Consider the following 12,336-nt stretch of genomic DNA (forward strand, 5'->3'; position numbering starts at 1 on the left):
GTATGCCAAGGTCGGCTCGAACGCCGTCGTCGTGAAACCGGTCCCGGCCGGCGCCACGGCCGTCGGCAACCCGGCCCACATCCTGCGCAAGGAAGATCAGTCGCGCGGTGCCCAGATCTTCGCGGCCTACGGCGTCACGCCGAACGGCGACGACCCGCTGTCGAAGGCCCTGCACAACCTGATCAACCACGTGGCCCAGCAGGACGAGCAGATCGAGCGCATGTGCGCGACGATGAAGGCGGCCGGTATCCGCTGCCAGGGTCTCGACGAGAGTGATAAACTCGACCAGGCTCAACTGAACCGGCTGGTCGACTGAGCGCACTTGTGCCCGACCCGCTGAACGCATAAAGAAGGAATCCAATGCAAGACGATATCCCGGGCAGTTTCGACCCGGCATCCGACCTCGACCCTAACGAAATCCGCGTCCTGGGCGTCCTCGCCGAGAAAGAGGCGCTCACGCCCGACAATTACCCGATGTCGCTGAACGCGGTAATGAACGGCTGCAACCAGCTGTCCAGCCGCGATCCCGTGATGCAGTTGTCCGAGGACGTCGTCCACGACACGTTACAACGCCTGATGCAGCGCAAGCTGGTAAACGGCATCGCCCAGGCTGGCGCGCGCGTCATCAAGTATGAGCACCGCATGCGCATCAAATGGACGCTCGAGCAGGACAAGGTTGCCGTGCTGACCGTGCTGATGCTGCGCGGCCTGCAGACGGCCGGCGAGATTCGCAGCCGCACGGGCCGCCTGCACGACTTCAAGTCGGTTGCCGACGCGGAAAGCGCGCTGCAATTCCTGATCGACAAGTATCCACCGCTCGTCGCCCGGCTCGAGCGCGTACCCGGCACCAAGGAATCCCGTTACGGCCACCTGCTGGGCGGGCCGATCGACGTCGCGCGCATGGACGCGGGTGCGGGCGCCGCTGCGTCCGGCGGCGCGGCGGGCGGATCGATGTCCGCCCGCGTGGCCCAGCTGGAACAGGAAGTGACGGCGTTGCGCAGCGAAGTCGACGAACTGAAGGCCCAGTTCGCGGCGTTCCGGCAGCAGTTCGAATAACCGCATTGGCGTTGCGGCTACTCATGGTGCGGCGCCTCGGTAGATGCGTATGCGAGGTCGACGATGGCCTCGTTGCTGCTATCGAGAAGGTGTGCACAAGTGCTCACCGATCTCTTCCTGCCCCGAGCCGTCCTGCCGACCGTGCTCGTGCCTGACAGGCGTCACTTTCCCGCCTCCCGCCGGGCCATGGCCGGCGGCAGTGCCCGGCGTTACCGCCCGGCTCGCCTCGGGTAGCGCCGTTTGCGCCGCATGGGCGCCGGTGGCGAGCCGTTGCAGATTGACCGCCGCGTTCCCGTCGCGGTCGTGATGCGCACCGCAGCCGGCACAGATCCAGGTGCGCTCTCCGAGCGCGAACTGGTCGTTACGCTCCCAGCGCTGCAGAGCCTTGACCGTGGTCCCCAGCAGCCTGGCGGCCTGCCCGATTTCCATTGTGCTTTCCATGATCATGACTAGAGTTGACCTCCAGCCGGGATCGGCCAGCGGCAGCTCGAACTGGTGCTCTTTCACGCGCAGGGGCAGCGTGCGTTCGCCTTCGCGCAATACGGCCGACGCCAGCGGCGACTCCACGGTCACGGACCAGGTACGATCCGCGTCCTTGAAGAAGCTGCACCAGTCGCCTGTCAGGAACGCGGTATTGGCCAGTGCGACGGCCCAGAACGGCGCTTCCTTCTTCGCGATGGTGACGAAGACCTGGCATTCGAGCCGCACGTCGCCCAAGCGGCGTTAGTTGTCCGCCAGTCCCGGCGTGCGCACGTGTGGCCAGACCCGAACATCCGTGCGCTTGCGGCTCAGCACCAGCTGGCATTCACGTGGACGACGCCTTCACGGTTGGCGCCGGGCGCGACATCCTGGGCGCTGGCCGTGGCGGACAGTGCTAGCGACAGTGCGGCGAGCCGTCTTGCGTAGCGAGGGCGCATCGCTCAGCCCTCGTCGCGCCAGCGGCGCATGCGGATCGCGGCGTACAGCATCGCGACACCCATCGCCACGCCGATCCAGGCATCGGGGCCGGCGAGGCTCATGTACGACTGGGACACGATGTTGCCCATGTCGATGCCGTGCCCATTCTGGTGGATGGCCGCGGTCACGCCCGGGAACGTAAACCAGATGCCGGGCACGATGCCGCCGAGGATGCGGGCGACGATGTCGCTCGCATAGTGCGCAAGCAGCAGCGTCTGGCCGGAGAAGCTCTCGAGCGCCGCATTGATCCATTTGATGGCGACGAGTGCCACGACCGGGGCGCCTACGGCCCACAGGAACGGCTTCGACTTCGCCCAACTCGACACGAGCAGCAGCCAGCCGACGGTCGGCAGCGCCCACACGACGTACACCGGCAGCAGCGCGCCGAGGCGCAGCGGCGACAAATACAGGTCCGACGACGACAGCAGTGCGGAGAACAGGTTCAGGCCCTGCGTACTGAGCGCAGCACAGGCGATGAACAACAGGGTCAGCGACGCGGCGACCGCCAGCACGACCGTGATCGCGGGCGCCACGACCATCGCCGTGATGGCCTTGGACAGCACAGTCATCGGATCGGACACGGGCAGCGATTTCCAGAACAGGATGCTGCGGTCGCGGCGCTCGTCATACAGGGCGCCGAGGCAGTAGAAGAATACGACCCCGGTCAGGATCGCGAACAGCGGCGCGGATGCGCCCAGGTACATGCCGGTGGCGATGTTCGCGGCCATCATCTTCGTCTCGGCGGGTAGGATCGCGTCGAGGCGGGCGTGATCGAGCACCTGGCCGTTGATCGTCACGTGTGCCGGGACGCCGTGTGTCAGGATGCCATACGTGACAGTGCAGCCCATCAGCACGATGAACAGTGCGCCGACGATCACGGGCGCCCAGAACATCGCCCCCTTGTGCTCCCAGAATTCGCGCCGCAACAGCCACTTCATGGTGTTGGCGTTTTTGTCGGAAATCATGCGTAGGTTCCTTTCATGGTCGCGACGAACAGGTCGGCGACGCTGGGGTTGCGGGTTTCGCCGAGGGCAGCCAGTTGCTGGCGCGAGGCGCCGCCGGGGCCGGCGTCGAACAGCATGACGGCCTTGCCGAACACGGTGCGGCGGTCGAGCGGCTGCAGGGCGTTCGCGGCGCTCAGTTTTTCCTGCGAGACCATCACCTCGACGTAGCGCTCGCCGATCTCTTCCATCGACGCGGCCAGCACGATGCGGCCGTCGCGGATGAACATCAGGTCCGTCAGGATGTGCTCGACCTCTTCGACCTGGTGCGTCGTGATGACGATTGTCTTGTGCTCGTCAAAATAGTCTTCCAGCAGGTTCTGGTAGAACTGCTTGCGGTAGATGATGTCCAGGCCGAGCGTGGGTTCGTCCAGCACGAGCAGCTTCGCGTCGATGGCCATGACAAGGGCGAGGTGCAGCTGCACGATCATCCCCTTGGACATCTCTTTGACTTTCATCGAAGGCTGTAACTTCGTGTGCGCGATATAGCGTTCGGCCTTGTCGCGATTGAAGCGCGGGTGCACGCCGGCCACGAAGTCGATGGCGTCGCCCACGCGCAGCCAGCGGGGCAGGATCGCGACGTCGGCGATGAAGCAGACGTCCTGCATCAGTGCATCGCGCTGGGTGCGCGGGTCATAGCCCAGCACCGACAGCTGGCCCTCGAACGGGATCAGGCCCAGCGCCGCCTTCAGCGTGGTCGTCTTGCCCGAGCCGTTCGGGCCGATCAGGCCGACGATGCGGCCGGCGGGGATGGTGAAGTCGATACCGTCCACGGCCGTGCGTTTGCCGTAGCGCTTGGAGAGGCCGCGGGCCTCGATGACGGCGCTCATGGCTGGGCTCCGTTCGGCTCGCGCAACAATTGTTCGATGTTCAAGCCGAGGCGGCGGATACGTTCCTGCATCGCCGGCCATTCCTCCCGCAGGAAGCGTTCCCTTTCGCTGGCGAGCAGTTTTTCGCTCGCGCCTTCCGTGACATACATACCGATCCCCCTTCTTTTTTCAACCAGGTTGTCGTCGACCAGTTCCTGGTAAGCCTTCGAGACCGTGATCGGGTTGAGCTGGTACTCGGCCGCGATCTGGCGTACGGACGGGAGCGGATCCCCCGCTTTCAGGGCGCCATCGAGCATCATACCGATCACCTTGTCCTTCAACTGCCGATAGATCGGCGCGTTGTCATTCCAGCCTATCGTCATCGCCGGCCTCGCGTGGTAGTGGTGTAGTCGTTGTCATGTTGCCTCCGTGTTGGTGTTGTGCAGGTGTGGTGTTGTAGTAAAGTATAACACCATGTCGGTGTCGGTCAATACACGGCGTCGTGAAGCCAACCTAGCAGGATTGAGAGGGTCGGAACATGGTCCGGAACGGGCGCCGGACCGGACGGTCAAACGGTCGGGTCAGGTCAGATAACGTGGCCGTCGAGGTCGAAACGCAGGATGCGTCCGTCTTCGTCGATCGCGATCCAGCCGCCCCGGACCGGGCCATTGCCGGCGCCATTGTCGGCGTCGGTGTCGAGCTCCCAGTCGGGCAGCACGTAGCGCCGCTTGCCGTCGGTCTCGTGCAGGGCGGGACGGTGCGTATGGCCGTGGATGATGACGTCGGTGCCGCTGTCCGTGTACAGCGCGGCGACGGCGGCCGGGGCCACGTCCATGATCTCGTACGATTTTTCACTGTGGGCCGCGCGGCTGCCGTCGCGCAGTCCGGCGATGATCGCCTTGCGCTGGGCCATTGGCATGGCGAGGAACTGGCGCTGCCAGGCCGGATCGCGCACCTGTGCGCGGAAGGCCATGTATTTAACGTCGCCCGTGCACTGGGCGTCGCCGTGCACGAGCGTGACGCGCGTATCGCCGATCGTCGCGACGTGCGGCTCGGCCAGCAGGGTGAGGCCGGCCGCTTCGGCGAAGCCGGCGCCGGCGAGGAAGTCGCGGTTGCCGGCGAGCCAGTAGACGGCCGTGCCATGGTCGCCCAGGCGACGCAGCGCATCGACGACGCTGCGGTTGAACGGGTCGTCGAGGTCGTCGTCGCCGGCCCAGTATTCGAAGATGTCGCCGAGCAGGTAGAGCCGCTCGGCCTGTGCCGCGCGTTTGGCCAGGAAGCGGAAGAACGCCTCGGCCGTGCGCGGATGGGACGCCTGCAGGTGCAGGTCGGAAATGAAGAGTGCGAGCGTGCGCGCGGGTGCGGTCATCGTGTTGCCAGGACGACCGGGCGGTGGTTCCCGCGCGTCATGCCTGCCTTTCTTGATTACTGGACGACTTCGACTTTCTCGATGATAACGTCGTCGTTCGGCACGTCCGAATGCATGCCGGCACGGCCCGTCTTGACGGTGTTGATCTGGTCGACGATGTCCTGGCCTTCGACGACCTTGCCGAAGACGGCATAGCCCCAGCCGTCCTGGCCCGGGTAGTTGAGGAAATCGTTGTTCTTGGTGTTGATGAAGAACTGGGCCGATGCCGAGTGCGGGGCCATCGTGCGGGCCATGGCGATCGTGTACTTGTCGTTCTTCAGGCCGTTCTTGGCTTCGTTCTCGACGGTCTGCTCGGTCGGCTTTTGCTTCATGCCCGGCTCGAAACCGCCACCCTGGATCATGAAGTCCTTGATCACGCGGTGGAAGATCGTGTTCGTGTAGTGACCCTTGTTCACGTAGTCCAGGAAGTTGGCAACGGTCTTCGGTGCCTTGTCGGCGTCCAGTTCGACCTTGATGTTGCCCTTGTTGGTGGTCATGAGTACGGTGGTCATGTTTGTATCCTGTGATGGTTGTTGATACCTCGAAAACCGGCGCGTCGGTTCATCGATATCCGCAGCGGGTTCCGGGTTCGGAGTTGCGAGTTCGTTATTTTACTAGCTTATCGCCCTTGAGAACGGTCACGGATTGAATCACGACGGGCGTCACGGGCACGTTCTGCAGGCCGCGGATGTCGTCGACGACCACGGACTTGATCTTGTCGACGACGTCCTGGCCTTTCACGACCTTGCCGAATACGGTATAGCCGGAGCCCTGCATGTTCGGATAATCGAGACCGGGATTGTCGACCACGTTGATGAAGAATTGCGAGGTGGCCGAGTCCGGATTCGATTCGCGCGCCATGGCGACGGAATACTTTTCGTTCGACAGGCCATTGTTGGACTCGTTCTTGATCGGTTTGTTCGTGGCGCGTCCGTGGAACTGGGCATCCATGCCGCCGCCCTGGATCATGAAGCCGTCGATCACGCGGTGGAAAATGGTGCCCTTGTAGAAGCCGGACTTCACGTACTTCAGGAAGTTGTCCACGGTGACGGGCGCTTTTTCCTGGTTCAATTCCAGCACGATCTCGCCCATCGAAGTCTTGAGGGAGACTTGCGGCTCGGCGGCGAACGCGGCGGCGGACACGGCCAGCGCAGCGAATCCTGCAGCAAATCGGGTGGCAAGGCGGGTGCCGGGGTATTTCAGGATATGCATCGTAGCTTCCTCTCGGTGGACATAGCGCAAAACGCTGTCAAGGGTTTTGCAGAAAAATAAACCTGTGGCATATGCGGCCAGTCAGGATTTTATCAATGCTATACTTTGCGACGGACTGCCGATTCTATCAAGCAAGAACCAGGTTCCCGGGAATCACAGTCCTGACACTCCCGACGCGCCCGCCACATCCCGGCAACGCCGCAAGGCTGCGTTTCGAGCGTCGTGCTCCAACCCTCTAGCAAACATCCGATGAGCCAACTCAAGATCTACAACACGCTCGCGCGTGACAAGCAGGTATTCGTTCCCCTCCAACCCGGCAAGGTCAACATGTACGTGTGCGGGATGACGGTCTACGATTACTGCCACGTCGGTCATGGCCGGATGATGATGGCGTTCGACGTCATCTACCGCTGGCTCAAGGCATCGGGCTACGACGTCAAATATGTCCGCAACATCACGGACATCGACGACAAGATCATCAAGCGTGCCGTCGAAAACAATGAAACCATGACGTCGCTCACGACCCGTTTCATCAAGGCGATGGACGAGGACACTGCTGCTTTAGGCATCCTGCCGCCGGACGTCGCGCCGCGCGCGACGGAATACGTGCCGCACATGTTGTCGATCATCGAAAAGCTGGAAACGAAGGAACTCGCTTACAAGGGCGAAGACGGCGACGTGAACTATGCCGTGCGCAACTTCCCGGGCTACGGCAAGCTGTCCGGCAAGTCGCTGGACGACCTGCGCGCCGGCGAGCGCGTGGACGTGAATACCGGCAAGCGTGATCCGCTCGACTTCGTGTTGTGGAAGGCCGCCAAGGAATCCGAGCCGATTGAGGCCAAATGGGATTCGAAATGGGGCAAGGGCCGTCCGGGCTGGCACATCGAATGCTCGGCCATGTCGTGCGCCATGCTGGGCGAACACTTCGACATCCACGGCGGCGGCGCCGACCTGCAGTTCCCGCACCACGAGAACGAGATCGCCCAGTCGGAAGGCGCGTTCGGTCCGCCGATGGCCAGGTACTGGATCCACAACGGCTTCGTCCGCGTCGACAACGAAAAGATGTCCAAGTCGCTGGGCAATTTCTTCACGATCCGCGACGTCCTGAAACAATACGATGCCGAGGTGGTCCGCTTCTTCATCCTGCGCGCCCACTATCGCAGCCCGCTGAATTACTCGGACGCCCACATCGACGACGCCAAGGGCGCGCTGACGCGCCTGTACACGGCGCTGGCCGAGGTGGACGCGGGCAGCGAACCGGTTGCCGTCGACTGGGACGAGCCGCACGCCCAACGCTTCCGCGACGCGATGGACGACGATTTCAATACGCCGCTGGCCGTGGCCGAGTTGTTCGACCTGGCGTCCGAAGTCAATAGGAACAAGTCGGTACCGGCCGCGCGCCAGCTGAAAGCGCTGGCCGGCGTGCTGGGCCTGCTCGAACGGAACCCGCAAGCCTTCCTGCAGGCCGGCAGCCCGCAGCAGGGTGGCCTGGACGAGGCCGCGATTCTCGATGCGATCGCGCGCCGCGCGGCCGCCAAGAAAGCCCGCAACTTCGCCGAGGCCGACGCGATCCGCGCCGAGCTGACCGCGGGCGGCGTCGTGCTCGAGGACAAGCCGGACGGCACCACCAACTGGCGCCGCGCCTGATTCCGCCGGGCACGCAACGAGCATGGCACTTTCCAAGGACCTCGCGGGCGCCGTTCCGGCGACGCCGGACGTCGAGCCCTCCGTCCCGCCGTACTGGGCGGAGGCGAAGGCCGAGCTCATGCGGCGCGATCGCATCATGAATAAACTGATCCCGCAGTTCGGCGACATGCATCTGCGCGGCCATCCCGATCCGTTTACCACGCTGGCCCGTTCGATCGTCGGCCAGCAGGTGACGGTCAAGGCCGCCGAGGTCGCGTGGACGAAGCTGCGCACGCTGTGCCCGAAGATGACGCCATCCCAGGTGATCAAGGCCGGCGCGGAAGAATTGTCGGGTTGCGGTCTGTCGAAGCGCAAGACGGAATACATCCTCGACCTGGCCGACCATTTCAAGGCGAAGCGCGTGCATGCGGATCAATGGTCTCGGATGGATGACGAAGCCGTCATTGCCGAGCTCGTGCAGATCCGCGGCATCACGCGCTGGACAGCCGAGATGTTTTTGATATTTAATCTGCTCAGACCGAACGTCCTGCCCCTGGACGATCCCGGCCTGATCCAGGGCATCAGCCAGAATTATTTCTCGGGGGAGCCGGTCTCGCGCAGCGATGCGCGCGAGGTCGCCGCCAACTGGGAACCCTGGCGAACAGTTGCTACATGGTATTTATGGCGTAGCCTGGATCCGGTTCCGGTATAGAATAACGCCCTTGCCGCCGCGTGGACGATCTTCCGCGGCCACGAACACACCCGGAGGTACAATGAGTAAAACAACTTTCCTCAGTTTCGAGCAACCGATTGCCGAGCTCGATTCCAAGATCGAAGAACTGCGCTTCGTACAGGACGATTCCGCCGTCGACATCTCGGAAGAAATCGATCGCCTGGCCAAGAAGAGCCAACAACTGACGAAAGACATCTATGCCAAGCTGACCCCCTGGCAGGTTTCCCAGATCGCCCGCCATCCGCAGCGTCCATACACGATGGACTATGTGAATGCGATCTTCACCGATTTCCATGAACTGCACGGCGACCGTACCTTCGCCGACGACCAGTCGATCATCGGGGGCCTGGCCCGTTTCAACGGCCAGTCGTGCATGGTGATCGGCCACCAGAAAGGCCGCGACACGAAGGAGCGCGCGATGCGCAACTTCGGCATGCCGAAGCCGGAAGGCTATCGCAAGGCGATGCGCCTGATGAAAGTGGCCGAGAAGTTCAACCTGCCGATCTTCACGTTCGTCGACACCCCGGGTGCGTTCCCCGGCATCGACGCCGAAGAGCGCGGCCAGTCGGAAGCCATCGGCCACAACCTGTACGTGATGGCCGAGCTGAAGGTGCCGCTGATCGCCACGATCATCGGTGAAGGCGGCTCGGGCGGCGCGCTGGCGATCGCCGTCGGCGACGCCGTGCTGATGCTGCAGTACGCCACGTATTCCGTGATCTCGCCGGAAGGCTGCGCGTCGATCCTGTGGAAGACGTCGGAGCGCGCGGCCGAAGCCGCCGACGCCCTCGGCCTGACGGCGCTCCGCCTGAAGGCGATGGGCCTGATCGACAAGATCGTCAGCGAACCGCTGGGCGGCGCGCACCGCGATCCGCAGCAGATGGCCCAGTTGCTGAAGCGCGCACTGGCCGATTCGCTGCGCCAGTTCCAGGGCATGAAGACGAAGGACCTGCTGGACGCCCGTCACGCCAAGCTGATGGCCTACGGCAAGTTCAAGGAAACGCTGCCGCGCGAAGAGTGAGCCGTTCGTCCCACGGGCCGGGTGCCGCGGCAACCGGTTCCGCCGCCATCACCGCGGCGTTCGCGCAGGCCATCCAGGCGCTGCGCGATCAGTATTTTCCTGATTCCACGCCAGGCATCGCGGTCGCCCTCAGCGGCGGCCTCGATTCGATGGTGCTGCTGCGCCTCGCGCATGCCCATGCGCGCACGCACGGCTTCCATCTCCACGCTTTCCACGTCCACCACGGCCTGAGCCCGAATGCCGACGCCTGGCGCGACCATTGCGCCGCCGCGGCCGCCGACCTGGGCATCCCGTTCGACTGGCGCGCCGTCGACGTCGCCAGGGGCAAGAGCGGCATCGAAGCCGCCGCACGCAAGCAGCGTTACGCGGCCCTCGGCGCCATGTGCCGGGCCCACGGCGCCGAGGTGCTGCTCACGGCCCACCACCTCGACGACCAGGCCGAGACGGTGCTGCTGCAACTGCTGCGCGGCTCCGGGCCGTCCGGCCTGTCCGGGATGGATGCCGCCAACCGCGCGCCGGGCCTCCTCGGGGACGAGCGCCTGCTGATCGCGCGTCCGCTGCTGGGCGTCGCGCGCGCCGAGCTGGAAGCGTTGGCGCGGGAAGAGGGCGTCCGCTGGGTCGAGGACGAATCGAACGCCGACCCGCGCTACACCCGCAACGCGCTGCGCCACCAGGTGATGCCGGCGCTGGCCGCCGCGTTTCCAGGGTTCCAGCAGCGTATCGCCCGCGGCGCCGCGCACCAGCGCTCGGCCCGGCACCTGCTGGACGATCTTGGCGACCAGGACCTGGCCGCCTGCCTGGACGGCGACGGCCTCGACCTGGCGCGCGTACGCGACCTCAGCCGCGACCGCATCGACAACCTGCTGCGCCACTGGTTCGCGCAACAATGGCTGGCGATGCCGTCGACGGCGTGGCTCGCGCAGATGGTGGCGCAGATCCTGTCCGCGCGCGAGGATGCGCAACTGCTCGTCGAGCATCCGGACGTGCACGTGCGCCGGCACCGCGACCATTTATATCTCGTGCCGCGCCTGCCCGACCTGGCCGGCATGCGCGATCCCGCCGACGCCGGCATCATCGAGCGGCATGCCCAGGCCTTCCGCTGGAACGGCGAGGCGGCGATATCATTCCCGGACTATGGCGGCACGCTGCATTTCGACCCGGCCGAACGCGGGTTCGATTCGGCCTGGCTGCGCGCGCAGCCGCTCGAGATTGATTTCCGCAAGGGTGGGGAGCGGCTGAAGCTGGCTGATAACCGGCCGTCGCGCAGCCTCAAGATGCATTACCAGGCCAGCGGCATCCCGGCGTGGGAGCGGGGGCGCCTGCCCATCGTCAACGCGGGCTTCGACCTGCTGTTCGCGGCGGGACTCGGCATGGATTGCCGACACCTGGCGGACGGCCCGGGGCGCGTCGCCCTGCGGTGGGAAAGTGCGACGCCGGCCATCCCGGCCTAATGTTGTTTCCGCATTACCATATTCCTATTCGGTATAGTTTTCGCGCCCTGACGGCTTGTGATTCTGCGGCGCAGCATGTAGAGTAAAAGGCTCATTTGATTTTTTACAAGCGGAAATCCCTTTAGTCATGGCCTTAATAGTCCACAAATACGGCGGTACGTCGATGGGTTCGACGGAACGCATCAAGAACGTCGCGGCCCGCGTTGCCAAATGGCACGACGCCGGCCACAGAATCGTTGTCGTCCCTTCGGCAATGTCCGGTGAAACCAACCGTCTGATCGGCCTGGCGAAAGAGATTATGTCGCAGCCGGACCCGCGCGAACTGGACATGATTGCATCGACCGGCGAGCAGGTCTCCGTGGGTCTGCTGGCCATGGCACTGCTGGCGCGCGGCAAGGACGCCGTGTCGTACACGGGCTGGCAGGTGGGCATCAAGACGGACTCGGCCTTCACGAAGGCCCGTATCCAGTCGATCGACGACAGCCGCGTGCGCGCCGACCTGGACGCAGGCAAGATCGTCATCATCACCGGTTTTCAGGGCGTGGATGACGAAGGCAATATCTCCACGCTGGGCCGCGGCGGTTCGGATACCTCCGCCGTCGCGATCGCGGCCGCGCTGAAGGCCGACGAATGCCTGATCTATACGGACGTCGACGGCGTCTACACGACCGACCCGCGCGTCGTGAGCGATGCGCGCCGCCTGTCCAAGATCACGTTCGAGGAAATGCTGGAACTGGCGTCGCTGGGCTCGAAAGTCCTGCAGACCCGCTCCGTGGAATTTGCCGGCAACTACCGCGTGCCGACCCGCGTCCTGTCGTCGCTGACCGACCCCCTGATGTCGTTGGAAGAAGAAGCCAACTCGGGTACCCTGATTTCGTTTGAGGAAGAAAGCAACATGGAACAAGCCGTTATCTCGGGCATCGCCTTCCAACGCGATGAAGCCAAAATCACCGTCCTGGGCGTGCCCGACAAGCCGGGCGTCGCCTTCCACATCCTCGGGCCGATCTCGGAGGCCAATATCGAGGTCGACATGATCATACAGAACCAGTCGGTCGACGGTAAGAC

Annotated in this window: 14 protein-coding genes and 1 pseudogene; 7 read left to right on the plus strand and 8 right to left on the minus strand. The window is 64.1% G+C overall.

What is annotated here, in order from left to right:
• Positions 1–316 (plus strand): annotated as a pseudogene (locus tag AC1DYX_RS19820) (serine O-acetyltransferase); the annotation flags it as partial.
• 44 nt (positions 317–360) lie between these two features.
• A complete protein-coding gene (locus AC1DYX_RS19825) occupies positions 361–1,056 on the plus strand; it encodes a YceH family protein (protein WP_477261938.1) in 696 nt (231 codons plus the stop codon).
• 78 nt (positions 1,057–1,134) lie between these two features.
• Here the strand turns inward: AC1DYX_RS19825 and AC1DYX_RS19830 are convergent, their stop codons facing one another.
• From AC1DYX_RS19830 to AC1DYX_RS19865, 8 genes are all read right to left on the minus strand, one after another.
• Positions 1,135–1,764, minus strand: coding sequence for a zinc ribbon domain-containing protein (locus AC1DYX_RS19830; protein WP_477261941.1), 630 nt, complete (start codon positions 1,762–1,764; stop codon positions 1,135–1,137).
• Between the two features lie 80 nt (positions 1,765–1,844).
• Positions 1,845–1,973 carry a hypothetical protein gene (locus AC1DYX_RS19835; RefSeq protein WP_477261943.1) on the minus strand — a complete coding sequence of 43 codons (129 nt, stop codon included), beginning with the start codon at positions 1,971–1,973 and terminating at the stop codon, positions 1,845–1,847.
• A 3-nt stretch (positions 1,974–1,976) separates the two neighbouring features.
• A complete protein-coding gene (locus tag AC1DYX_RS19840; RefSeq protein WP_477261945.1) occupies positions 1,977–2,978 on the minus strand; it encodes a hypothetical protein in 1,002 nt (333 codons plus the stop codon).
• Positions 2,975–3,844, minus strand: coding sequence for an ABC transporter ATP-binding protein (locus tag AC1DYX_RS19845; protein WP_477261947.1), 870 nt, complete (start codon positions 3,842–3,844; stop codon positions 2,975–2,977). The genes AC1DYX_RS19840 and AC1DYX_RS19845 overlap by 4 nt, the downstream gene beginning before the upstream one ends.
• Positions 3,841–4,206 (minus strand): GntR family transcriptional regulator, encoded by a 366-nt coding sequence (locus AC1DYX_RS19850; protein WP_477261949.1) that lies wholly within the window; start codon positions 4,204–4,206, stop codon positions 3,841–3,843. The genes AC1DYX_RS19845 and AC1DYX_RS19850 overlap by 4 nt, the downstream gene beginning before the upstream one ends.
• Positions 4,207–4,409: 203 nt before the next feature.
• Positions 4,410–5,192 carry a UDP-2,3-diacylglucosamine diphosphatase gene (locus AC1DYX_RS19855; RefSeq protein ID WP_477261951.1) on the minus strand — a complete coding sequence of 261 codons (783 nt, stop codon included), beginning with the start codon at positions 5,190–5,192 and terminating at the stop codon, positions 4,410–4,412.
• 56 nt (positions 5,193–5,248) lie between these two features.
• Positions 5,249–5,743, minus strand: a complete 495-nt coding sequence (locus AC1DYX_RS19860; protein WP_477261953.1) for a peptidylprolyl isomerase — start codon at positions 5,741–5,743, stop codon at positions 5,249–5,251.
• 94 nt (positions 5,744–5,837) lie between these two features.
• On the minus strand, positions 5,838–6,443 hold the full coding sequence (locus AC1DYX_RS19865) for a peptidylprolyl isomerase (protein ID WP_477261955.1): 606 nt from the start codon (positions 6,441–6,443) through the stop codon (positions 5,838–5,840).
• Between the two features lie 249 nt (positions 6,444–6,692).
• On the opposite strand from AC1DYX_RS19865, the gene cysS reads away from it, so the two are divergent.
• The 5 genes from cysS to AC1DYX_RS19890 form a co-directional block, all read left to right on the plus strand.
• Positions 6,693–8,090: a cysteine--tRNA ligase gene (cysS, locus tag AC1DYX_RS19870; protein WP_477261958.1), complete on the plus strand. Its 1,398-nt coding sequence runs from the start codon at positions 6,693–6,695 to the stop codon at positions 8,088–8,090.
• Positions 8,091–8,112: 22 nt separating this feature from the next.
• Positions 8,113–8,781 carry a DNA-3-methyladenine glycosylase family protein gene (locus AC1DYX_RS19875; protein WP_477261960.1) on the plus strand — a complete coding sequence of 223 codons (669 nt, stop codon included), beginning with the start codon at positions 8,113–8,115 and terminating at the stop codon, positions 8,779–8,781.
• A 61-nt stretch (positions 8,782–8,842) separates the two neighbouring features.
• Positions 8,843–9,820, plus strand: a complete 978-nt coding sequence (locus tag AC1DYX_RS19880; RefSeq protein ID WP_477261962.1) for an acetyl-CoA carboxylase carboxyltransferase subunit alpha — start codon at positions 8,843–8,845, stop codon at positions 9,818–9,820.
• Entirely contained in the window at positions 9,817–11,271 is a 1,455-nt protein-coding gene (gene tilS, locus AC1DYX_RS19885; protein ID WP_477261964.1) for a tRNA lysidine(34) synthetase TilS, read from the plus strand. Before AC1DYX_RS19880 ends, tilS begins: the two co-directional genes overlap by 4 nt.
• 127 nt (positions 11,272–11,398) lie before the next feature.
• Positions 11,399–12,336 (plus strand): aspartate kinase (locus tag AC1DYX_RS19890; RefSeq protein ID WP_477261966.1); only part of this gene is annotated, 938 nt, incomplete at its 3' end.

Source organism: Massilia sp. P2_C2 (assembly GCF_056404615.1).